This is a genomic window from Pseudonocardia sp. ICBG601 (genome assembly GCF_020496245.1).
Window position 1 is genome coordinate 3,282,278 of the sequence record NZ_JAHLJA010000148.1, and the last position, 22,059, is coordinate 3,304,336.

21 protein-coding genes are annotated in these 22,059 nt (G+C 74.6%); 11 read left to right on the forward strand and 10 right to left on the reverse strand.

All coding sequences use genetic code 11. The features are described from left to right. Positions 1 to 23 precede the first annotated feature (23 nt). Positions 24 to 809 (forward strand): RNA polymerase sigma factor, encoded by a 786-nt coding sequence (locus tag KPL57_RS45025; RefSeq protein WP_226356719.1) that lies wholly within the window; start codon positions 24 to 26, stop codon positions 807 to 809. Further along, the gene (locus KPL57_RS45030; RefSeq protein WP_226356474.1) at positions 806 to 1,597 is read left to right on the forward strand and encodes a hypothetical protein; all 792 of its coding nucleotides are present in this window, start codon (positions 806 to 808) and stop codon (positions 1,595 to 1,597) included. The genes KPL57_RS45025 and KPL57_RS45030 overlap by 4 nt, the downstream gene beginning before the upstream one ends. 115 nt (positions 1,598 to 1,712) lie before the next feature. Here KPL57_RS45030 and KPL57_RS45035 read toward each other — a convergent pair whose 3' ends face one another. Continuing rightward, positions 1,713 to 2,237: a DUF402 domain-containing protein gene (locus KPL57_RS45035; protein ID WP_226356475.1), complete on the reverse strand. Its 525-nt coding sequence runs from the start codon at positions 2,235 to 2,237 to the stop codon at positions 1,713 to 1,715. Positions 2,238 to 2,318: 81 nt separating this feature from the next. Between KPL57_RS45035 and uvrB the strand changes: the two genes are divergently transcribed. The 4 genes from uvrB (at position 2,319) to KPL57_RS45055 (ending at position 8,258) form a co-directional block, all read left to right on the forward strand. Continuing rightward, complete coding sequence (gene uvrB / locus KPL57_RS45040) at positions 2,319 to 4,559, forward strand: excinuclease ABC subunit UvrB (RefSeq protein ID WP_226356476.1); 2,241 nt, start codon at positions 2,319 to 2,321, stop codon at positions 4,557 to 4,559. Between the two features lie 130 nt (positions 4,560 to 4,689). Then, positions 4,690 to 5,979 carry a glycosyltransferase 87 family protein gene (locus tag KPL57_RS45045; protein ID WP_226356477.1) on the forward strand — a complete coding sequence of 430 codons (1,290 nt, stop codon included), beginning with the start codon at positions 4,690 to 4,692 and terminating at the stop codon, positions 5,977 to 5,979. 169 nt (positions 5,980 to 6,148) lie between these two features. After that, positions 6,149 to 7,354 carry a GAF domain-containing protein gene (locus tag KPL57_RS45050; RefSeq protein ID WP_255655657.1) on the forward strand — a complete coding sequence of 402 codons (1,206 nt, stop codon included), beginning with the start codon at positions 6,149 to 6,151 and terminating at the stop codon, positions 7,352 to 7,354. A 136-nt stretch (positions 7,355 to 7,490) separates the two neighbouring features. Continuing rightward, the gene (locus KPL57_RS45055) at positions 7,491 to 8,258 is read left to right on the forward strand and encodes an acetoin reductase (protein ID WP_226356479.1); all 768 of its coding nucleotides are present in this window, start codon (positions 7,491 to 7,493) and stop codon (positions 8,256 to 8,258) included. Between the two features lie 45 nt (positions 8,259 to 8,303). Here KPL57_RS45055 and KPL57_RS45060 read toward each other — a convergent pair whose 3' ends face one another. Together KPL57_RS45060 and KPL57_RS45065 are read right to left on the reverse strand one after the other, a co-directional pair. Beyond that, on the reverse strand, positions 8,304 to 9,200 hold the full coding sequence (locus KPL57_RS45060; RefSeq protein WP_226356480.1) for an ABC transporter permease: 897 nt from the start codon (positions 9,198 to 9,200) through the stop codon (positions 8,304 to 8,306). Then, the gene (locus tag KPL57_RS45065; protein ID WP_226356481.1) at positions 9,197 to 12,343 is read right to left on the reverse strand and encodes an alpha/beta fold hydrolase; all 3,147 of its coding nucleotides are present in this window, start codon (positions 12,341 to 12,343) and stop codon (positions 9,197 to 9,199) included. Before KPL57_RS45065 ends, KPL57_RS45060 begins: the two co-directional genes overlap by 4 nt. A gap of 239 nt (positions 12,344 to 12,582) precedes the next feature. Here KPL57_RS45065 and KPL57_RS45070 point away from each other — a divergent pair, with 239 nt between their 5' ends. The 4 genes from KPL57_RS45070 (at position 12,583) to KPL57_RS45085 (ending at position 17,163) form a co-directional block, all read left to right on the forward strand. Continuing rightward, on the forward strand, positions 12,583 to 14,271 hold the full coding sequence (locus KPL57_RS45070) for a metallophosphoesterase (RefSeq protein ID WP_226356482.1): 1,689 nt from the start codon (positions 12,583 to 12,585) through the stop codon (positions 14,269 to 14,271). Between the two features lie 260 nt (positions 14,272 to 14,531). After that, positions 14,532 to 15,626: a TerC family protein gene (locus tag KPL57_RS45075; RefSeq protein ID WP_226356483.1), complete on the forward strand. Its 1,095-nt coding sequence runs from the start codon at positions 14,532 to 14,534 to the stop codon at positions 15,624 to 15,626. Between the two features lie 180 nt (positions 15,627 to 15,806). Further along, positions 15,807 to 16,904 carry a sodium:calcium antiporter gene (locus KPL57_RS45080; RefSeq protein WP_226356484.1) on the forward strand — a complete coding sequence of 366 codons (1,098 nt, stop codon included), beginning with the start codon at positions 15,807 to 15,809 and terminating at the stop codon, positions 16,902 to 16,904. Positions 16,905 to 16,923: 19 nt separating this feature from the next. Next, entirely contained in the window at positions 16,924 to 17,163 is a 240-nt protein-coding gene (locus KPL57_RS45085) for a hypothetical protein (RefSeq protein WP_226356485.1), read from the forward strand. Positions 17,164 to 17,169: 6 nt separating this feature from the next. On the opposite strand, the gene KPL57_RS45090 is transcribed toward KPL57_RS45085, so the two are convergent. Both KPL57_RS45090 and KPL57_RS45095 read right to left on the reverse strand, forming a co-directional pair. Further along, positions 17,170 to 17,673 (reverse strand): metallophosphoesterase, encoded by a 504-nt coding sequence (locus tag KPL57_RS45090; protein ID WP_226356720.1) that lies wholly within the window; start codon positions 17,671 to 17,673, stop codon positions 17,170 to 17,172. Then, entirely contained in the window at positions 17,670 to 18,047 is a 378-nt protein-coding gene (locus tag KPL57_RS45095) for an FKBP-type peptidyl-prolyl cis-trans isomerase (protein ID WP_226356486.1), read from the reverse strand. The genes KPL57_RS45090 and KPL57_RS45095 overlap by 4 nt, the downstream gene beginning before the upstream one ends. A gap of 119 nt (positions 18,048 to 18,166) precedes the next feature. Here KPL57_RS45095 and KPL57_RS45100 point away from each other — a divergent pair, with 119 nt between their 5' ends. Then, a complete protein-coding gene (locus tag KPL57_RS45100; RefSeq protein ID WP_226356487.1) occupies positions 18,167 to 18,823 on the forward strand; it encodes an SMI1/KNR4 family protein in 657 nt (218 codons plus the stop codon). Positions 18,824 to 18,851: 28 nt separating this feature from the next. On the opposite strand, the gene pqqE is transcribed toward KPL57_RS45100, so the two are convergent. From pqqE to pqqA, 5 genes are all read right to left on the reverse strand, one after another. After that, the gene (gene pqqE, locus KPL57_RS45105; protein WP_226356488.1) at positions 18,852 to 19,934 is read right to left on the reverse strand and encodes a pyrroloquinoline quinone biosynthesis protein PqqE; all 1,083 of its coding nucleotides are present in this window, start codon (positions 19,932 to 19,934) and stop codon (positions 18,852 to 18,854) included. Further along, the gene (pqqD, locus tag KPL57_RS45110; RefSeq protein WP_226356489.1) at positions 19,931 to 20,293 is read right to left on the reverse strand and encodes a pyrroloquinoline quinone biosynthesis peptide chaperone PqqD; all 363 of its coding nucleotides are present in this window, start codon (positions 20,291 to 20,293) and stop codon (positions 19,931 to 19,933) included. Before pqqD ends, pqqE begins: the two co-directional genes overlap by 4 nt. After that, positions 20,280 to 20,987, reverse strand: coding sequence for a pyrroloquinoline-quinone synthase PqqC (gene pqqC / locus KPL57_RS45115; RefSeq protein WP_226356490.1), 708 nt, complete (start codon positions 20,985 to 20,987; stop codon positions 20,280 to 20,282). The genes pqqD and pqqC overlap by 14 nt, the downstream gene beginning before the upstream one ends. 1 nt (position 20,988) lies before the next feature. Continuing rightward, positions 20,989 to 21,882, reverse strand: a complete 894-nt coding sequence (gene pqqB, locus KPL57_RS45120) for a pyrroloquinoline quinone biosynthesis protein PqqB (RefSeq protein ID WP_226356491.1) — start codon at positions 21,880 to 21,882, stop codon at positions 20,989 to 20,991. A 67-nt stretch (positions 21,883 to 21,949) separates the two neighbouring features. After that, the gene (gene pqqA / locus KPL57_RS45125; protein ID WP_060712366.1) at positions 21,950 to 22,042 is read right to left on the reverse strand and encodes a pyrroloquinoline quinone precursor peptide PqqA; all 93 of its coding nucleotides are present in this window, start codon (positions 22,040 to 22,042) and stop codon (positions 21,950 to 21,952) included. Positions 22,043 to 22,059: the final 17 nt, after the last annotated feature.

Below are 22,059 nucleotides of genomic sequence, written 5' to 3' on the forward strand. Positions count from 1 at the left end.
GAGAGGACACGGGGTTGAGCACAGTGGCCCAGCGTTTCGGGGCGGACGGCGAGTTCGCCGAGCCCGAGCGCGCGCCCGCGTTCCCCCACACGGACGAGTACGGCGGTGCGCCGGAGCCGGCCGAGCAGGGCGCGATCGACCACGACGCGTGGACCGGCGCCGAGTACGAGGCCCCGCCGATCAGCGGCGCCGTCGTCCAGCAGCACCGCACGCTCCCGCACGGTGAGCTCCGTGCGGACTTCGGCGCACACCTCGAGACGCACTACCCGCGCCTGGTCGCGCAGCTCTACGCGATCACGCTCAACCCGCACGACGCGCACGACGCGGTGCAGGACGCCTACTCGCGTGCCTGGCGGCGCTGGGCCGCGCTGCGCGCCGAGCCCGCGGGCCCGGACCACGAGGACGCGGCCGTCGGCTGGGTCCGGCGGGTCGCGATCCGCACGTCGATGCGGGGGCGGATCCTGCGCCGCCGTCGCAGGCCGTCGCCGGAGGAGACCGACCCGCGCACCGGGGCGCTCCTGGAGGCACTCGGGCGGCTCGCACCCGTCGACCGCCGGGCCGTGGTGCTGCACCACATGGCCGGCCTGTCGACCGGCGCGGTCGCCGAGCTCGAGCGGGTCACCGAGCACGAGGTGCGGCGCCGGCTCGTCCGCGGTCGCGAGGTCGTGACCGAGGGCATGGCCGAGGTGCTGGAGGAGATCATCGGACCGGCGGGTGGCGCGGTCGGGGGACCGCCGCCGGGTCACGGGGCGCCGCAGTACGACCTGCGTGGCGGGTACCCACCCGCCACCGAGGGGGGACGGGTATGAACGGGTTCGCCGACATCGACCGGGAGTTCCACCGGCTCGACGACGTCCTGGCCGCGGCGGTGCCGCTGCCGGCCGTCGACGACGTGATCTCCCGCGCCGCCGGTGCGCGCCGGGCCACCTCGGCCGCGGCCGCGGCGGTGCTCACCGTCGGGTCGCTGGGCGGGATCACCGCCGTCGCGACCGCGGCCGCGCCCGACGGGAGCTTCGTCGGGCCGCCCTTCGCCATCGCCGCGCCGCAGGAGAGCGGCCCCACCCCCGAGCCGGTCGAGGCCGGTGACACGGGCGGTGCGGCCACCGGTGACGGCAGCCTCCCGCCGGCGTTCGACCCGACCGTCGCGGCGACCCACGGTGGCGCGCTGCCCGGTGGTGGCGGCTCGCACGCCGCGCCCGCGCCCGGTCCGGCCCCCGCGCCCGGCACCCCCGGCGCGCCCGTGCTCCCGCCGCCGCCCACCGGTGGCGGTCAGCCGACCCCGCCGCCGCACACGACGCAGCCGCAGCCGACCGACGAGGGCTCGCCCGAGCCGACGACGCCTCCGCCGCCGACCACGACGAAGCCGCCGGTGACGACCACGCCTCCGCCGGTCACGACGACTCCGCCGACCTCGACGCCCAAGCCGACCGACGAGGGCACCCCGGAGCCGACGACGACCTCCCCGGTCCCGACGACGACGAACTCGGCCGCGCCGACCACCACCTCGCCCGACCCGACGACCACCACCGGGACCACGACGCCGGAGACCTCGACCAGCGCCGTCGGCCTCGGCCCGGCGCAGTCCTCCGCGCTCTGACCCACCCGGGCCGGCCCCGCCACGGCCGGCCGGTGCCCCGACCCACCCGCCACGGCCGGTCGGTGCCCCGGACGCGCCGCGCGGACCGGCCGCCGTCGCGGGTCGGTGGCGCCGGTCAGTCCGGAGCGTCCTCCGGCCGGTCCCGCGGCCCCAGGTCGATCCCCAGGGACGCCAGCCAGGCCACGTGGTCGTGGTCGTGGCGGACCAGCCCGTCGAGCACGGCGTGCGACCGCTCCAGGGCGTACTCGGCCAGGTCGGTCCCGACCAGCCCCTGTGCCACGGCGGCGACGAACTCGTCGACGTCGATGACGTCGGTCCCGCGGCCGCGGCGGACCACGAGGTCCAGGTAGAGGTCGGTCATGTGCAGCCGCCTGCCCTCGCGGGTGATCGCGGCGACGTCGACGTACACGTCCTGGTCGCGTTCGTGCCCCGGCCGCCACCGCCAGTCCGACAGGCACACGCCCAGCTCCGGGAGCACCCAGGTCTCGATCCACCAGGCGTTCGGCCGGGCGACGACGGGCCGGGACAGGTACAGCCCCCAGGTCTCCTCGCGCAGCGTGGCGATCTCGCGGTGGGTCCCCTTGGTGTCGACCTGGACGCCCCGCTCGGGGTCGAAGGTCTGCGTCTTGGGCGGGTGCACGGTCGCCCATCCTGCCGGTCCGGCCGTCCCGGCGGGGGCGCACGGCGGGAAAGTGTCGGGGGTCGCTCGTACCCTGGTGTCATGGCATTCGCGACCGAGGTCCCGGGCAGCGCGGCGGACTCCCGTGCCCGGGAGGACGCTGCACACCCGGACGCGGGCACCACCCCGACGGACACCCCGCGCGCGCACTCCGAGCACCGCCCGGTGGGTGCGGTCGAGCGCAGCACGGCCCCGTTCCGCGTGGTCAGCGAGCACGTCCCGGCCGGTGACCAGCCGACCGCGATCGCCGAGCTGGACCGGCGGCTGCGTGCCGGCGAGGAGGACGTCGTCCTGCTGGGCGCCACCGGTACCGGCAAGTCGGCCACCACCGCGTGGCTGATCGAGCAGCAGCAGCGTCCGACGCTGGTGATGGCACCGAACAAGACCCTGGCCGCGCAGCTGGCGAACGAGCTGCGGGAGATGCTCCCGAACAACGCGGTCGAGTACTTCGTCTCGTACTACGACTACTACCAGCCCGAGGCCTACATCGCGCAGACCGACACCTACATCGAGAAGGACAGCTCGATCAACGACGACGTCGAGCGGCTGCGGCACTCGGCGACGATGAACCTGCTGTCCCGGCGCGACGTCGTCGTGGTCGCCTCGGTGTCGTGCATCTACGGCCTCGGTACCCCGCAGTCCTACCTCGACCGGTCCGTCTCGCTGCGGGTCGGCGAGGAGGTCGAACGGGACCGGCTGCTGCGGCTGCTGGTCGACGTGCAGTACACCCGCAACGACATGTCCTTCACCCGCGGCACGTTCCGGGTCCGCGGTGACACCGTCGAGATCATCCCCGCCTACCAGGAGCTGGCGCTGCGGATCGAGTTCTTCGGCGACGAGATCGAGGCGCTCTACTACCTCAACCCGCTGACGGGGGAGGAGGTCGAGCAGGTCGACGAGATCAAGGTCTTCCCGGCGACGCACTACGTCGCGGGCCCGGAGGCGATGGAGCGCGCCGTGCGCGCCATCGAGGCCGAGCTGGAGGAGCGCCTCGCGCAGCTGGAGAACCAGGGCAAGCTGCTGGAGGCCCAGCGGCTGCGGATGCGGACCCAGTACGACATCGAGATGATCCGCCAGGTCGGGTTCTGCTCGGGCATCGAGAACTACTCGCGCCACATCGACGGCCGCGGCGCCGGCACGGCACCGGCCACCCTGATCGACTACTTCCCGGACGACTTCCTGCTGGTCATCGACGAGTCGCACGTGACCGTGCCGCAGATCGGCGGCATGTACGAGGGCGACATGTCCCGCAAGCGCAACCTCGTCGAGTACGGCTTCCGCCTCCCCTCCGCGGTCGACAACCGGCCGCTGACCTGGGAGGAGTTCGCGGACCGGATCGGCCAGACCGTCTACCTGTCCGCGACCCCGGGTCCCTACGAGCTCAACCGCACCGGCGGCGAGTTCGTCGAGCAGGTCATCCGCCCCACCGGCCTGGTCGACCCCGAGGTCGTCGTGAAGCCGACCAAGGGCCAGATCGACGACCTGGTCGCCGAGATCCGGGAGCGGACCGACAAGGACGAGCGGGTCCTGGTCACCACGCTGACCAAGAAGATGGCCGAGGATCTCACCGACTACCTGCTCGAGCTCGGGATCAAGGTCCGGTACCTGCACTCCGAGGTCGACACCCTGCGCCGGGTGGAGCTGCTGCGCCAGCTGCGGTCCGGCGAGTACGACGTGCTGGTCGGCATCAACCTGCTCCGTGAGGGCCTCGACCTGCCCGAGGTGTCGCTGGTGGCGATCCTCGACGCAGACAAGGAGGGCTTCCTCCGGTCCGGCACCTCGCTGATCCAGACCATCGGCCGCGCGGCGCGCAACGTCTCCGGCCAGGTGCACATGTACGCCGACCGGATCACCGACTCGATGCAGTACGCGATCGACGAGACCGACCGCCGCCGCGCCAAGCAGGTCGCCTACAACACCGAGCGCGGCATCGACCCGCAGCCGCTGCGCAAGCGGATCGCCGACATCCTCGACCAGGTCTACCGCGAGGCCGAGGACACCGAGGCCGTCCCGGTCGGCGGGTCGGGCCGCAACGCCTCGCGCGGCAAGCGGGCCGCGGGGGAGAAGGGGCGCGCCCCCGCCCCGGCCGGCAGCTCCGGGGTGGCGGCGAAGGACACGGCGGGCATGCCGCGTGCCGAGCTGGCCGACCTCATCCAGCAGATGAACGACCAGATGCTCACCGCCGCACGGGACCTCCAGTTCGAGCTGGCGGCCCGGCTCCGCGACGAGATCGCCGACCTCAAGAAGGAGCTGCGGGGGATGGACGCGGCCGGGGTGTCGTAGGCGGGTCCCGCGGCGGGGCGCGGGGTCGCGCCCCGCTACCGTGGTCCACCGTCGTCCCCAAGCGGCCGCCGGGCTCCGCCCGTCGCGCGGCCCGTACCCGTCCGGCCCGGCCGCACACGGAGGAGCCCGCGTGACCGTCACCCGCACCCCGCACGACCCCGACGTGCCCGCCGCTCGCGGCGGGGCCGCCCCGGTCCTCGTCGGACGGCTGCGGACGGCGGCGCTCACGCCCTGGACGCTCGTGGTCACCGTGCCGCTGCTGGCCGCGGCGCTGTACTGGTCCTGGGTCCGGCTGCGCGACTACGCGCTCGACCTCGACGTCTACCGGATCGGCGTGCAGGTCTGGCTGGACGGCGGGGACATGTACGGGCGGCTCCCGCTGCCCCTGCACGGGCCCGAGCTGCCCTTCATCTACCCGACCTTCGCCGCCATCACGATGGTGCCGCTGACCGTGGTGCCCTACGCCGTCGCGTTCACCGCCCAGTTCGTCGCGTCGGTGCTGTCGCTGGCGGTCTGCATCGCGCTGACCATCCGGGTCGCGTGGCCCGCGGGCGGGCTGCGGGCCCCGTTCGTGCTGGGCGTGCCGGTGCTGGCCGCGGTGCTGCTCATGGAGCCGGTCGCGCAGACCTTCGCCTTCGGCCAGATCAACCTCGTGCTGATGCTGCTCGTGCTGGTCGACCTGCTCGCCCCGCGGACCTGGTGGCCGCGCGGGCTGCTGCTCGGCCTGGCCGCGGCGATCAAGCTGACCCCGGGCGGGTTCGTCCTGTACTTCCTGGTGCGGCGGGACTGGAAGGCGGCGGGCGTCGCCGTCGTCACCGGCATCCTCGCGACCGGTCTCGGGTTCGTGGTCGACCTCGACTCCTCGGTGCGGTACTGGTTCGTCGGGGGACCGGCGGCCGGGGTGAGCGGCTCGACGTTCTTCTCGAACGAGACCGTGCAGGCCGTGCTCGCCCGCCAGGAGGTCCCCGACCCCTGGTTCCACATCCTGTGGCTGGGCATCGTCGCCGTCCTGCTGGCGCTGGCCGTGCCGGTCATCCGCCGCTCCGAGCCGGTGATCGCGATGTCGGCGACGGCCGCCGTCGTGCTGATGGCGACCCCGACCGCCTGGTCGCACCACTGGGTGTGGGTCGTGCCCGCGCTGATCGGGATCGGTGCGCACGCCCTGCGGTACCGCAGCGCCGGGTGGGCCGCGGTCGGCGCGGTGATCGCCGCGATCTTCTACATCGCGCCGTTCCGCTGGATGCCCAACGTGTGGGGCGTCGAGATGAAGTGGAGCCTCTGGGAGCAGTTCCTCGGGGCCAGCTACGTCATCCCCGCCGCGCTGACCCTCGGACTGGGCTGCTGGTACGTCACCCGGGGCCCGGGCCGTCCCGGCGGTCCGCGGGCCCCGCACCCCGAACGGCACCGCGTCGGCTCCTGACCCTCCGGCGGGGCCCGCCCGGGCACGACCGCCCGCGACTATGGCGCGCGTCACGGACACCCGCCTACTGTGGGAGCCGGAGGTGCCGGTGGAGCCAGTCGACGACGACCGGAACCGGGCAGGCGTGTGCGCCGTCCGCCCGGGGACCGACCTCGGTCGGCACGCCCGCATGCTGTCCCGGCTGCACGACGCGGTGCTGTCCGGCGACGCCCGCCCCGACGACACGGCGCGCGGACGCCGGCTGGTCACCCGCTCCTGGGACCGGGTCCGGGCCCAGGGCGTGGACCCCGACGCCGGTGAGCCGCCCGGCCCGCTGGACGCCGCCGTCGTCGAGCAGCGCCGCGCGACGTCACCGCTGGTCCCGGTGCTGCCCGCGCTGCGGGCCGCGCTGACCTCGGTCGCCGAGGACGCCCGGCACGTGATGGTCGTCTGCGACGCCGACGGGGTCCTGCTGTGGCGGGAGGGCTCGACCGCCGTCCGCCGCCGCGCCGACGCGCTCGGGTTCACCGAGGGCGCGGAGTGGTCCGAGCAGTCGGTCGGCACCAACGCGATCGGGACCGCGCTCGCCGAGGGCGGGCCGGTGCAGATCTTCTCCGCCGAGCACTTCGTGCGCAGCCACCACGGCTGGACCTGCACCGCGGCCCCCGTGCACGACCCGCGCAGCGGTGAGCTGCTCGGCGTCGTCGACCTGTCCGGGCCCGCCGAGACCATCCACCCGACGACCGTCGCGCTCGTCGACACCGCGGTGCGGCTCGCCGAGGCCGGGCTGTGGCAGCGCCACGAGGCCCGCCTCGACGCGCTGCGCACCATCGGCGCCCCGATGCTCGCCGGCGACACCGGGCCGGGCCTGGTCGTCGACGACCACGGCTGGGTCGCCGCCGCGTCCGGGTTACCCGGCGTCGAACGGGTCGCCGCACCGGTGCCGGAGCGCCTGATCGCCGTGCACGGGCTGGGGCCGTGCCTGCCCGAGCCGGTGCCCGGCGGCTGGCTGCTGCGCCCGGCATCCGGCGGGAGCAGGCGGATGCGGCTGCGCCTGGACCTGGACGGCCGTCCGCCGCAGGCCGTCATCGAGGGCACGACCCGCTGGGTGCACCCGTTGTCGACCCGGCACGCCGAGGTCCTGGTGCTGCTCGCCCGGGCCGGGGCGAGCGGGCTGGACGCGGCCACGCTGTCCCAGGGGCTCTACGGCGACCGGGCGCACCTGGTCACCGTCCGCGCCGAGATGTCGCGGCTGCGCCGGAACCTGGGCGGGATCCTGCTGGCCCGCCCCTACCGGATCGCCCCCGAGGTCGAGCTGGACCTGACGGGGCTGGCGGGCAGCCGAGTCGTGCGCGAGTCGACCGCGCCGGGCGTGGCCGCCCTGCGCCGCGACTGAGCGCCCCCGCCGCTGCAACCCGCCTGCAACGCTGTCCGTGACCCGCGTCACCGGCTGGACTGGGGTCCGCGGGAACGTCCCGCCGCGGCAGGGACGCCGCCCCCGGCGGCCCGCGCGAGCGAACTGGGAGGCCGACATGGGTGTCGCCGTGGTCACCGGAGCCGGACGCGGGATCGGGCGGGGCATCGCCCTGCGCCTGTCACGCGACGGGCACGCCGTCGCCATCAACGACCGGGACGCCCACGGCGCCACCGCCGTCGCCGAGGAGATCCGCGCGGCCGGCGGGACCGCGGTGGCCTACCCGGCCGACGTCACCGACCCCGACGCGGTCACCGCGATGGTCGGCCAGGTCGCCGAGGAGCTCGGCGGTCTGGACGTGATGGTCGCGAACGCCGGTATCGCGCAGGTCAAGCCGCTGCTCGAGGTGACCCCCGACGACCTGCGCACCATCTTCGACGTCAACGTGTTCGGCGTCGTCTACTGCCTGCAGGCCGCCGCCCGCGTGATGATCGACCGGGGGACCGGCGGCAAGATCGTCAGTGCCGCGTCGATCGCCGGGCACCAGGGCTTCGACCTCCTCGGGCACTACTCGGCGACCAAGTTCGCCGTCCGCGCCCTCACCCAGGCCGCGGCCAAGGAGCTGGCGCCGCACCGGATCACCGTGAACGCGTACTGCCCGGGGATCGTCGGCACCGACATGTGGGACCTGATCGACGAGCAGATGGGCGCCCGCAGCGGCGCGGGGAAGGGCGAGACGCTGAAGCAGTACGCGGCCGGGATCCCGCTGGGCCGGGTGCAGACCGCCGACGACGTCGCCGCCTTCGTCTCCTACCTCGCCGGCCCGGACTCCGACTACATGACCGGCCAGGCCGTCATGATCGACGGCGGGGTGGTCATGGTCTGAGGGCCCACCGGGGTGCCGGGCCGCGCGGGTGGCCCGGCACCGCGGTCAGCTGGTGATGTCCTTGGTGCGGAACCGCCACGCCGCGAGCCCCAGGAACGCGGTGGCGTAGCAGACCGCGGAGAACGTCCCGTAGGTCATGTCCGACCAGTCGACGTCGGTCGCCAGCAGCGCCGACCAGGCGTCGCCGTAGTGGGTCGGGAGGAAGTCCCGGATGATCCCCAGGTCTTCGATCTGGTCGATGATCTGGGAGACGATCGAGGCCATCACCGCGCCGCCGACCGCGCCCAGCGGGGCGTCGGTGCTCACCGACAGCAGCAGCGCCAGACCGGCCACCCAGCTCAGCTGCACGGTCACGTACAGCGCGCCGAGCATCACCCGCCCGGCCGCGCTCCAGAACGGCAGCGACTCCCCGATCGGCGAGACCAGGTCCCCGGTGCCGTAGGCGATCGCCCCCACCACCAGCGACGCGACCGGGAGCAGCAGCAGCGCCGCCATCGACAGCACCCCCGCGACGACGGCCTTCTGCCGCAGCAGCCGCGCCCGCGGCACCGGGACGGCCAGCAGGTAGCGCAGCGACGACCACGACGCCTCCGAGGCCACCGTGTCCCCGAAGAACAGCGCGACCAGCACCACCAGCAGGAAGCTCGCCGAGGCGAACAGCGTGAACACCGCGAAGTTCGCGGCGCTGCCCGACGCCAGGTCGACCAGGCTCGGGCCACGGGCGCCGGGCTCGTCGTCGCCGAGGGAGAACGCGGCCCACAGGATGATCGGCATCGCCACGACCAGCGCGAACGCGACCTGGGTGCGACGGCGCTGGAGCTGGCGGACCAGCTCGGTGCGCAGCGGCATCGTCCGTCCCGGGACGGCGGGCGGCGCGGCCCGGCCGGTCACGAGGTCGCCGACGTGCCCGCGGCGGGTCGAGAGCTGACGGTCGTCACTCACGAGGTACCTCCGACGTCGCGCCCCTCGGGGCCCACCAGTTCCAGGAACGCGTCCTCCAGCCGTCCGCGCGGCCCGGCCGCGCTGACCGCGACCCCGCCGGACACCAGCGCGGCGACGGCGTCGGCGCGGGCGGTGCCGTCGAGGTGGGCGTGCACGACGCCCGGCTGGTCCCCGGTGACGACGTCGGTGACGCCGTCGAGGGCGGCCAGCACGGCCTCGGCCCGGCCGGTGTCGTCCACGGTGAACGACGAGCCGCCCCCGGCCGCCATCAGCTCGGCGACCGTCCCCGCGGCGACGACCGTGCCGCGGTGCATGACCACGACCTCCGAGCAGGTCTGCTCCACCTCCGACAGCAGGTGGCTGGACACGAGCACGGTCCGGCCGCCCGCGGCGTAGCGGCGCAGCAGCTCGCGCATCGCGTGGATCTGGGGCGGGTCGAGCCCGTTGGTGGGCTCGTCGAGGATGAGCAGCTCGGGCAGGCCCAGCATCGCCTGCGCGATCGCGAGGCGCTGCCGCATGCCCTGGGAGTAGGTGCCGACGCGGCGGTGCACCGAGTCGCCGAGCCCGGCGATCTCCAGCGTCTCCTCCATCCGCGCCTGCTCCGGCGGGCGGCCGGTGGCCTCCCAGTAGAGCCGCAGGTTCTCCGCGCCCGACAGGTGCGGCAGGAACCCCGGGCCCTCGACGAACGCGCCGATCCGGGACAGCACCGCCGCGCCGGGGCGGATGGGGCGGCCGAACGCCGTCATCGTCCCGGCGGTGGGCGCGATCAGGCCCATGAGCATGCGCAGGACGGTCGTCTTGCCGGCGCCGTTCGGGCCGAGCAGGCCGAGCACCGCGCCGCGCGGCACGGTGAACGACACGTCGGACACCGCGGCGAACCCGTTGCGGTAGGTCTTGGCCAGCCCGCCGACGACCAGCGGCGGAGCGTCGTCGGGCACGTCGTCGTCGGAGGGCTCGGTCCGGCGCGACCGCAGCCGCGCCACCAGCCACACCAGGAGCGCCGCGGCCAGCACCGCGGCGATCCCGAGCACCGGCCACAGCGGAACGGTCCCCGCCGACTCGGTGCGGCCGGGGACCTGGGGCACCGACAGCGCGGTGTCCCCGGCGAGCCCGACCCGCCACACGGCCGGGTCGGCGCCGGAGTCGTAGCCCTGGTCGGTCGTCGACAGCTGCACCAGCAGGCGGCTGCCCGCCTGCACCGGTGCGACGACTCCGGGCAGCGTCACCGTCGCCTCGGCGGGGGAGCCGTCGGCGGGGACGGCGATCCGCAGCGGTGCGACGGCGTTGCCCAGCAGCGTGCTGCGACCGTCGGGGGTGAGCGTGGTGAGCGACGCGAACAGCACCGCGGTGTCCGGGGCGGGTTGCCCGGCGACCCGCGCGACGCGCACCGTCACCCGCGGCGCCCCGGAGGGCTGCATCGCGTCGGCGACGGGTGCGGTGAGGAACCGGGCGGACTGGCCCGGTGTCGTCAGGCCGGACAGGCCGCCGAGCGAGCCCAGCGACCCGAGCGCCGAGCCGAGGCCGGGCAGCGACGTGAGCGCCGAGGGGTTCCCGCCCGGCGGGTGGACGACGGTCTGCTCGCCGCCCTCGAGGGGCAGTGCGGTCGTCGGGGCGGGGCCGGAGCCCGCGGTCAGGCCGGGGTAGGCGTCGGCGAGGACGGTCCGGCCGGTGGGGGTGTCGCCACGGGTGCGGACGGTGCTGCGGACCTGGTAGGCGAAGGGGGCCTCGGCGAGGCCGCCGGTGGTGCCCTGCGCCGCGGGCAGGCCCCGCAGGTGCTGGTCGAACCAGTCGGCGATGCGGGCGCGGACCTCGGAGTCGGGGCCGCCGCCGTCGTGGCCGCCCGCGAACCACAGCACCGACACCGGGGTGCCGTTCGCGGCGATCTGGCGGGCGTTCGCGTCGGCCTGGTCGAGGCCGAACAGGGTGTCCTGCTCGCCCTGGACCAGCAGCGTCGGCGCGGTGATCCGGTCGGTGACGGTCGCGGGGGAGGAGCGGCGGAGCAGCTCGGCCAGCTCCGGGGAGACGCGGCCGGTGCGGGCGGCCTCGCCGTAGGCGGCGCAGACGTCGCGGGCGAAGCGTCCGCAGATCGGGTCCGACGCCGGCCGCGACGCGTCCGGCGTCCGGCCGGTGGCCGCGCCGGGCGCGGTGGCGCCTTCCGGACCGGCCGCGGTGCCCGGTCCCGCGGCGCCGCCGGCGCCGTCCGGCCCGGACGCGCCCGCGGTTCCGGTTCCGGTTCCGGTTCCGGTGCCGGTGCCGTCGGAGGAGGAGGAGGAGGAGGAGGACGAGCCGCCCGAGGACGAGCCGAACCCGCCCCCGCCGCCGGAACCGGAGCCGCCGAGGCCCCCGGAGGAGCCGGCGGCGGCCCCCGCCGGGGAGTCCCCGCCCGCGGGCACCCGGCCACCGGAGCCGAAGAACACCCCGGCCCAGCCGCTCTTGAACACCCCGTCGCCGGCGCCCGCACCGGCCGCGGGCGTGCCCGGCGGCGTCGCACCGGCCGGGACGGCGTTGTTCGGGAACAGCGCCTGGCCCAGGTCGTTCCAGGTGATCACCGGCGCGATCGCGTCGATCCGCCGGTCGTACCCGGCCAGCAGCAGGGCGAGGCCACCGCCGTAGGACCCGCCGGTCACCCCGACGCGGGGGTCGCCGTCGGCGTCGCGCTGCACGTCGGCGCGTGCGGCGAGGCGGTCCACCAGCCGCGACGCGTCGGCGACCTCGCGGTCGGGGTCGTCCAGCCCGATCGAGCCACCGGAGGCGCCGAAACCGCGCGCGGTCCAGGTCTGCACCACGTAGCCGCGGGCGGCGAGCTCGCGGGCGTCGGAGTCGACCGAGGCCTTGCTGCCGCCGAAGCCGTGCGCCACCAGCACCGCGGGTGCGGGGGAGGCCGCGGTCGCCGAGGCGGGGATGTAGAGCGAGGTGTCCAGGTCGATCGTGCCCGGCTGCCCGGGGCCGGCCGGGACGGCGACCTTCTCCTCGGTCACGGCGATCGCGCCGCCGTCGTCGGCCGCCGCCGCGGCGGGCGCCGGCGCGGCGACCGGGACGCCGGGTGCGGCCGACGCGGCCGGGGCGAACGCCAGCACCAGGGCGGCGACCGTCGCCGCCACGATCGGGGTACGGACCCACCGGGTCCGGGGGAGCACGTGCACGTCATCGAAACTACGCAGATCGCCGCGACCGCGTCGCCGGGTGGCGGGTGCGTCCCGCCACGCCCGCGGCCCGGCACCGTTCCGGCGCGGGAAGCGGCACCGGCCCCGGGAACCGGGCACCCGGGATGAAAGCCGCACCAACGGCGCGCGACCCCCGGGTGACGCCGGGCGTTCACCTGACGTTCCGCCGTGCAACGCCGACCGGAAGCCGCGGCCCGGCACCGTCACCGGGTGTGAGTGTGAACCCCACCGGAGAGACCCCCGGCGTCGGTGTCCCGCGGGCACTCGCCGTCGACATGACGATCGCCGACCAGCAGGACTGGCTCGCCGCGTTCCTGCGACGCCACCCCGTCAGCCGGCGCACCGCGCTGCGCGGCGGCGCCGGCGTCCTGGCGACGCTCGCGGCGTCCGGGTCGCCCTGGGCGCGCGGGGTGGCCGCGGCCGCCGCACCCGCGCCGGTCACCGTCGTCGGACGGCACCTGGCCTACGGGCCCGACCCGGCCCGCTCGATGTCGTTCTCCGGGGAGCTGACCGCGGCCCCGCCGCCCGGCCGGATGGTCGTCGACGTCGGCACCGACTCCGGGTTCGGGCTCACCCTCCCGGTGCAGGTCCGCCCGCTGGAGAGCCTGGTCCCGCAGGCCGACGGCGGCATCCGCGGCACCCGCCAGTGGTTCGCCCACGCCCGCGCCGACGGCCTCGCCCCCGGCAGCCGCTACGTCTACCGGTTCCGCATCGAGGGCCCCGGCGGCACCACGACGACCACCGCCACCAGCACCTTCCGCACGGCCGCACCCCGCGGCACCCGGCACCGGTTCACCTTCACCGCCTTCGCCGACCAGGGCGTGAGCACCGGTGGGGAGCCGAACCACTACAAGCCCGACGACACCCACCGCAGCCCGGCGCCCGCGGAGGCGCTGACCGCGCTCGTCGCCGCGGAGGCACCCGCGTTCCACCTGCTCGCCGGCGACATCTGCTACGCCGACCCCTCCGGCGCCGGCAGGCCCGTCCGCAACGGCGCCCCGCAGGACGACGAGGCCCACGACAGCTTCGACCCCACCGTCTGGAGCACCTACTTCGCCGCGATCGAACGCTCGGCTGCGTCGACCCCGTGGATGTTCGCCACCGGCAACCACGACATGGAGGCGCTCTACGACCTGAACCGGGCCGACGGCCCCGCGCACGGCTACGCCGGTCACGCCGCCCGGCTCGCGCTGCCCGGGACCGGCCCCCGCGGCTGCCCCTCGGTGTACGCGTTCACCCACGGCACCGTCGGGGTCGTCAGCGTGGACGCCAACGACCTCTCCACCGAGATCCCGACCAACGCCGGCTACTCCGGCGGCACCCAGCTGACCTGGCTGGAGCGGACCCTGGCCGGCTGGCGCGCCGACCCGGACATCGAGTGGATCGTGCTGTTCTTCCACCACTGCGCGTTCGCCACCTCGGGCTCGCACGCCTCCGACGCCGGGGTGCGACGGGCGCTGGCGCCGCTGTGCGACCGCTACCGGGTCGACCTGTGCGTGCAGGGCCACAACCACCAGTACGAGCGCACCGACCCCATCCGCGACGGCCGCCCCACCCGCCCGGCGCCGGACCGCTCCACCGTCCACCCGGAGACCGACGGCACCACCTACGTCTGCGTCGGCTCCGGCGGACGGCCCCGCTACCGCTGGCAGCCCGGCGAGACCGACAGCTTCCGCGGCCACGAGACCGGGCAGGCGCCGGTCACGAGCTTCCTGGCCGGTCCCGACGACCAGAAGCAGGCCGAGACCGTCACCTGGTCGCGGACGCGCTACCTCGGCTACGCCTACCTGCGCTGCTCGGTGGTCCCCGGTTCCGGCGGCACCGACTCCCGTCTCGTCGTGCATGCGATCACCGACCTCGGCGAGGAGATCGACATGGTCCGGCTCAGCCGTCGCGCGCTCCGCTGAACCGGACACAACGGACGACTTCCGGCCCCGACCGGGTGCCCTGGGTCACCCCGACTCGCCATGCAACGGACCGGGGAGGACACTTCACCTACCGCAGGGGAGTATCCCTACCGCGGTGGTGTCGTCAGCACGGTGTCGTCGCGAGCGTGGTTCGCGAGCGGACCCGGCACCACCGGCCACGCTCGGCAGCCGCAGGAACGGGCTGCCGTGGCGGGAGAGACCTCGGGCTGTCTCTTGCTGCCCTGGTCTGGAGGAACTCCGTGAACGTACCCCTGTGGGTCTGGTTGGTCACCATCGTCGGATTCGTGCTGGTGATCGGCGCGGACCTGTGGCTCAACGACCACAAGCCGCACGCCGTGACCCTGGGCGAGGTCACCCGCTGGGTCGTCTTCTACGTGGCGCTGGCCGTCGCGTTCGGCTGCGGGGTCTGGTTCTTCTCCGGGGGCACCTACGCCGGCGAGTTCTTCGCCGGCTACCTGACCGAGTACTCGTTGTCGGTCGACAACCTGTTCGTCTTCCTCATCATCATGTCCGCGTTCAAGGTGCCGGTCCTCCACCAGCACCGGGTGCTGCTGGTCGGCATCGTGATCGCGCTGATCATGCGGAGCATCTTCATCGCCGCGGGCGCGGCGGTCATCGACCGCTTCAGCTGGGTGTTCTTCCTCTTCGCCGCGTTCCTCATCTACACCGCCGTCTCGCTGGTCAAGCAGGCCGCCGGCGGCGACGACGAGGAGTGGAAGGAGGGCCGGGTCCTGCAGTGGGTCCGCAAGGCCTTCCCGGTCACCGACGACTACCACGGCGCCAAGACCACCGTGAAGATCGACGGCAAGCGCTGGCTGACCCCGATGCTGATCGTGATGATCGCCATCGGTGTCACCGACATCATGTTCGCCCTGGACTCGATCCCGGCGATCTTCGGCCTCACCCAGGAGCCCTACCTCGTCTTCACCGCGAACGCGTTCGCGCTGATGGGGCTGCGCCAGCTCTACTTCCTGCTCGGCGGGCTGCTCAACAAGCTGGTCTTCCTCTCCTACGGCCTCGCGGTGCTGCTCGCCTTCATCGGCGTCAAGCTCGCTCTGCACGCCCTGCACGAGAACGAGCTGCCTTTCATCAACGGCGGGCAGCCGGTCCCGGTCCCCGAGGTCGGGATCGGACTCTCGCTCGGCGTCATCGTCGGCGTCCTCGCGCTCACCACGATCGTCAGCCTCATCGCGGTCCGGATGAAGCCGGAGCTGGCCGAGCAGGGCAGCGGGATCACCGCGCCGCCGCTGGCCCGCACCAAGGAAGAGGCCGCGCAGATCGAGGCCCAGGACGAGCAGGCCGACCACCGGGTGAGCGCGCCCCCGCGCGACTGAGCCCCGGCTCCTCGGATCCGCATCGGACACCGGGGCGGGGGCCGTGTCGGATCCGCCCCGCCCGGCGCGCCGCGCCTGTGACCAGGCGAAACGTCCAGCCCGGTGATTGTCAAGTGTTGCTTCGTCACGTGGTCCAGTTCACTATCGGGTGATCCTGGCGTCGTAGCGAGGGGCTGACGCATGATCCCGGTGATCGAGTTCGTCCTGGGCGTCGCCGTGCTGGTCTACAGCGCGGAGAAGCTCATCGGCTATCTGGTCGGGGTGGCGAGTCGCTGGGCGATCTCGCTGTTCCTGATCGCCGTCGTCTTCACCGGGATCGAGTTCGACGACCTCGCGTTCGGGGTCGTGCTGAACATGGAGGATCTCAGCGACGTCGCGCTCGGCACCGTCATCGGCACCACGATCGCGCTGACCGGCATCGTGCTCGCGCTCGCCGCGATCATCGCGCCGACCCGGGTCGAGGTCCCGCGCGACTACCTCGCGCTCTACGTCGCCGCCCCGGTGGTGATGTTCCTGCTCGCGCTCGGCGGGCTGCTCACCGCCGGGACCGGCGTCGTGCTGATCCTGCTGTTCGTCGCCTTCGTCGGCTGGATCGCCTACCGCGAGTACTCCGCCCGGCGGCCCGTCTGGCGCAACGCCGAGGTCTACGAGCAGCTGGAGAAGGCCGGGGTCGCCGCGGGCGGGAGCACGACGGCGACGGTCGCGCCGAGCGGCCCGCCGCGGACCGACGCGGCGGCCGGCAGCCCCGGGTTCCGGCTGCCCGAGGACCTGCGCGTCGACGACGGCTTCCTCAAGGCCCGCGCCCAGCCGCCCGGGCGGACCATCCTGTTCGCCGTCATCGCGCTGATCGGGCTGGTCGTCGGCGCGCTCATCGCCGGGCAGGGCACCGAGGGCATCCTCGAGACCTGGGCGATCAGCGGGACGGTCTTCGGGGTCACCATCGCGACGCTCGCGCTGTCCCTCGAGGACATCCTGATCACCGTCGAGCCGGCCCGGCGCGGCGCGCCCGAGATCGCCGTCGCGAACGTGCTCGGCAGCGTCGTGTTCTCGGTGACCGGCAAGCTCGGCGTGATCCTGCTGGTCGGCGGGGCGATCGTGGTCGACCCGACGGCCCTGGTCTGGCACCTGCCGGTGCTGCTCGGGCTCACCGTGCTCTCCGCGGTGTTCCTGGGCACCGGGCGGATCCGCCGCTGGCACGGCGTGGTGCTGCTCGCGCTCTACGTCGCCTACTTCGTCATCAGCCTGACCGTCTTCGGCGGCGTCCCCGTCGACGACTGAGCACCCGCAGGGAGACCCGATGCTCACGAAGGACCGGATGGCCGCGGCGCTCGTCGTCGTGGCCGCGCTGGTCGGCCTGGTGCTCGTGTTCGGCACGGGCGAGGGCGCCCGCGACGACGACGACGCCCCGGCGGGCGGCCCGCCGTCGGCCACCCGGGTGGACGACGACGACCGGCAGGCCCCGGCCGCCCCGGCCCCGCAGGACCAGGCGCCGGGCCAGCAGCAACAGCAGCCCGACGACGATGACGACGACGGCTGACCGGCGTCAGAGGTGGTGCAGCACGACGTCGTCGATCCGGCCGTCGTGCAGGGTCAGCGTCATCCAGGTGTGGGTCGGCATCCGGCGCCGGTCGGTCGGCGACCCCGGGTTGAGCAGACGCAGCCCGTCCGCCGCGGAGTCCCACGGGATGTGCGAGTGCCCGAACACCAGCAGGTCGGTGCCGGGGTGCGCGGCGAGCGCCCGGCGTTCGCGGCCCTGCTTCGGGCCGGTCTCGTGGGTCACCGCGACCCGGACCCCGTCGAGGGTCGCCCGGGCCGTCTCCGGCAGCCGGGCGCGCAGCTCGTCGCCGTCGTTGTTGCCCCAGCAGGCGAGCAGCCGGGCCGCGCGGCCCTCGACCCGGTCGAGCAGCTCCACCGAGCACCAGTCACCGGCGTGCACGACGACGTCGGCCGCGTCGACGGCCTCCCACACCGGCCCGGGGAGCCCACCGGAGTGGGCGGCCCCGCGGCTCGGGTGGTGGGTGTCGGAGATCAGCAGGAGCGCGGTCAGCGCACGCCCACCAGGTCGCAGACGAAGATCAGGGTCTCGTTCGGGGCGATGACGCCGCCCGCGCCGCGGGCGCCGTAGCCCAGGTGCGGCGGGATCACGAGCCGGCGGCGGCCGCCGACCTTCATCCCGGCGACGCCGTTGTCCCAGCCGGAGATGACCTGGCCGGCGCCGAGGCCGAACTGCAGCGGCTGGCCGCGGTCGTAGGAGTTGTCGAACTCGCGGCCGGTGGACTGCGAGACCCCGACGTAGTGCACGGCGACGGTGTCACCGGGCTTGGCCTCCGGGCCGTCGCCGACGGTCAGGTCCTCGGTCACGAGGTCGGTGGGCAGCGGGCCGTCGACGATCTCGACGGCGGGCTTCTGCGGTGCGGACACGGACGTGCTCCTCACGGACGGGGACGGCCCGCGGGGGCGGGCCGGGGGTGCGCGACGACCCTGCCAGAACCCACCGGCGGGTGCGTCCCGGGCCCGCCCGTCGTGGCAGGCTGCACACCGTGACCGGTGACCGTGACCTCTCCGGCGGCGCTCCCGACGACGGCGTCGCGACCGACTGGCCCCGCTGGCTCGACGTGCTGGAACGGGCCGGGATCCCGGCCTCGTCCAACCTCCGCGCGCCCGCGGAGCCCGGCGCGGTGGCCGAGGCCGAGGCGGTGTTCGGCCGGGAGTTCCCGGCCGCGCTGCGGGCGCTCTACGCGCTCGCCGACGGCCAGCTGGCCGACCACCCGCGCGCCCCCGGCCCGCACCCGGAGGTCGCGACGAGCCTGTTCCCCGCGACCTACCGCTTCGTGCCCCTGGCCGAGGCGACGCGGGAGTACCGCGGCTGGCTCGACGTCGTCGCCGACATGGGGCACGACCACGTGACCGTGCGCCCCGGCGACCCGGTGCTGGCCCACTACTGGGACGCGGGCTGGTGGCCGCTGGCCGTCGACGGCGGCGGGAACGCCCTGGTCGTCGACACCGTCCCGGAGCCCGGTGGCGCCGTCGGGCAGATCGTCGTCGCCGGTCCGGACGAGGACGAGCGCCGCGTGGTCGGGACCGGCGTGGGGGACTACCTGCGCCGGCTGATCGCCGCCGGACCGGAGGTCGACGACGCGGTCGTCGACCCCTCGGACCGGCCCTACCGCTTCTGGGACGCCACGCACCTGCGCTGACCCGGCGCGGCCCGCTGCCGCTCCGGCCTCAGCGGTGCGGCCGGGGCGCCAGCTCCAGGTCCACCCGCGCCGGCCGGTTCGCCTCGGACACCACGTCCTCGACGAGCCCGTGCTCGGGCGACAGGTGGCACACCGGGTCGGTGGCCGCGGCGTCGCCGGTGAGCTGGAACGCCTGGCAGCGGCACCCGCCCAGGTCGACCTCGCGACGGTCGCAGGTCCGGCACGGCTCCTGCATCCAGTCCTCGCCGCGGTAGGCGGTGAACAGCGGCGCCGAGGTCCAGATCTCGTCCAGGCCGGTGTCGCGGACCGAGGCCCGCGGCAGCGGCAGGGTCTGGGCGGCGGGGCAGGGCAGCGCGTCGCCGTTCGGGGCGACGGTGAGCTGGCGCTGCGCCCAGCCGCCCATGCACGGCTTGGGGTAGCGGGAGTAGTAGTCGGGCAGCACGTGCACGACCTCCATCGACCCGGCGAGGCGTGCCCGGGCGGCGGTGACGACCCCCTCGGCCCGGTCGAGCTGCTCGCGGGTCGGGAGCAGCGACGACCGGTTGCGCCAGGCCCAGCCGTAGTACTGGGTGTTGGCGAGCTCCACCCGGTCGGCGCCGAGGCGCTCCACGAGGTCGACGATCGCGCCGATCCGCTCGATGTTATGCCGGTGCAGCACCACGTTCACCGTCAGCGGCCAGCCCAGCTCACGGACCAGCCGGCACGCCTCCAGCTTCTTGTCGAACGAGCGGATCCCGGCGATCCGGTCGGAGGTGGCGGGCTCGTCGGCCTGCACGCTGACCTGCACGTGGTCCAGCCCGGCCGCGCGCAGCGCCTCGGCCCGCGGCCGGGACAGCCCGATCGCGCTGGTCACGAGGTTGGTGTACATGCCCAGGTCGCAGGCGGTGCGGACCAGCTCGGGCAGGTCCCGGCGCAGCAGCGGCTCCCCGCCGGACAGGTGGCACTGCAGCACGCCCATGGCGGCGGCCTCGCCGAACACGCGCTGCCAGTCGGCGGTGGACAGCTCGTCGTCGTAGTGGGCCAGCTCGATCGGGTTCGAGCAGTAGGCGCACGCCAGCGGGCAGCGGTAGGTGAGCTCGGCGAGCAGCCCGAACGGGCGCGGGGCGCTCATCCGAGCGCCACCAGGTTCCGGGCGACGAGCCGGGCCAGGTAGTCGCGCACCTGGTCGCCGACGACCAGCGCGTCGGCCTCGTCGAAGTCCGCGACCAGCGCGGCGACGATGTCGTCGACGGTGCGCTCGCCGTCGCACAGGCGCAGCACCGCGTGCCCGGTCCGGTTCAGCACGACGACGGTCTCCGGCCCGAGCAGCACCCAGCCGCCGGTCGGGCGGTCCGGTCGCATCCGCACGTGCCGGCCCAGCCGGGGCCGGGAGTTCCCGGTGACCGCGGGTGTGCGGGCGGCCCGCTCACCGCGTCGCGGCGCCGGGACCCGCGCGGCGCCGGCGGCGGTCGACCCGTCACGCGTAGGCATGGTCGATCGCATCCATGATCGCCCAGAGCACGTCGCACTTGAACGACAGCGCGGCCTCGGCGGCGTCCTGCTCGGCGGGGGTGCGGCAGTGCGCGACGACGACCTCCAGTGCGTGCTCGGAGTCCCGCGGGGCCTGGAACAGCCGGTTGCGGAAGTACTGGAGCCCGTCCGGGTCGATCCAGGTGTAGTACTTCTCGAACGCCGCCAGCCGCTCGGCCATCAGGTCCGGGGCGAACAGCTCGGTCAGCGACGACGCGACTGCCTCGACCCACGGCCTCGTGCGGGCGAAGCCGACGTAGGCGTCGACGGCGAACCGCACCCCGGGCTGGACGTGCCGGTGGTCGGTGATCTCCGACCGGCTCAGCCCGCACGCCTCGCCGAGCCGCAGCCACGCCTCGATGCCCCCCTGTCCGGAGTTCCCGCTGCCCGGTTCCTGCCCGTCGTGGACCCCGTCATGATCAAGGATCCGGCGGATCCACCGCCTGCGTACCCCGACGTCGGGGCAGTTCGACAGGATGGCCGCGTCCTTGACCGGGATGGCCTCCTGGTAGGCGAACCGGTTCGCGACCCAGCCGCGGATCTGGTCCGGGGTGAGGGTGCCGTCGTTCATGCGGACGTGGAACGGGTGCGCCGAGTGGTACTGCGCGGCGTGCGCCCGCAGCCGTCGCACCAGCGCGGTGTCCGGAGCGGTCATGTCAGACCTCCAGTTCCAGTCCGTCGAACCCGACGACGACCCCGGCGGCCTCGACCGCGGCGCGTTCGGCGGAGTCCTCCAGCAGGACGGGGTTGGTGTTGTTGACGTGCACGTAGACGATCCGGGGCACACCGAGGGCGGTGAGCACCTCCAGGCTGCCACCGCGGCCGCCGACGTGCAGGTGTCCCATGTCGTGCGCGGTCTTGCGGGCCAGCCCGAGCCGCACCAGCTCGTCGTCGTGCCAGGTCGTGCCGTCGACGAGCAGCAGGTCGGCGCCGTCGATCTCGTCCTGCACGGCGGGGGTCAGCTCCTGCACGCCGGGCAGGTACACCGCGTACCGGCCGGACGCGGTGTCGGTGAACCGGTACCCGACGACGCGGCCGGGCAGGCCCTCGGCGGTGCCGAACCGGTCGTGCTTGCCGGTGGGCGCGTCGAACGCGCGGTAGGTGAGCCCACCCAGGTCGTGGGCGGTGCCGGGGACGACCTCGGCCCAGGTCACCGGGCAGAACCGCTCCAGGGTGGGCAGCAGCCCGGATCCCTCGCGCAGGGTCCGCTCGGTCGCCGCGGTCGCGTGCAGCGACACCCCGCGGCCCTCGCGCAGCAGCACCAGCCCCAGGGTGTGGTCGATCTCGGCGTCGGTGAGCAGCACGCCCTGCAGCGGGGTCGTCCGGTCGCCGGTCGGGTGCAGCGCGGGTGCGTCGGCGAGCTGGGTGCGGACGTCGGGGGAGGCGTTGACCAGCCACCACCGCCGCCCGTCGGGGGAGACGGCGATCGAGGACTGGGTGCGCGGTGTCGCCGGTCGCGACCCGTCGCGCACCGCCCGGCAGCCCGGACAGCCGCAGTTCCACTGCGGGAAGCCGCCGCCCGCCGCCGATCCGAGGACCCGGATCCTCATGGCACCCCCTCGTTGCACGGCGACGGCCGGGGGCGCGCTGCTCGCGCGCCCCCGGCCGTCGGTCACCTCACGCCTCGGTCCGGGCGATGTACATCGTCACCTCGGGCGCGCAGCCGATCTCCTCGAACTCCGGCGCCTCCCACTCGGTGGTCGACTCCATGCGATCACCTCCCTTCT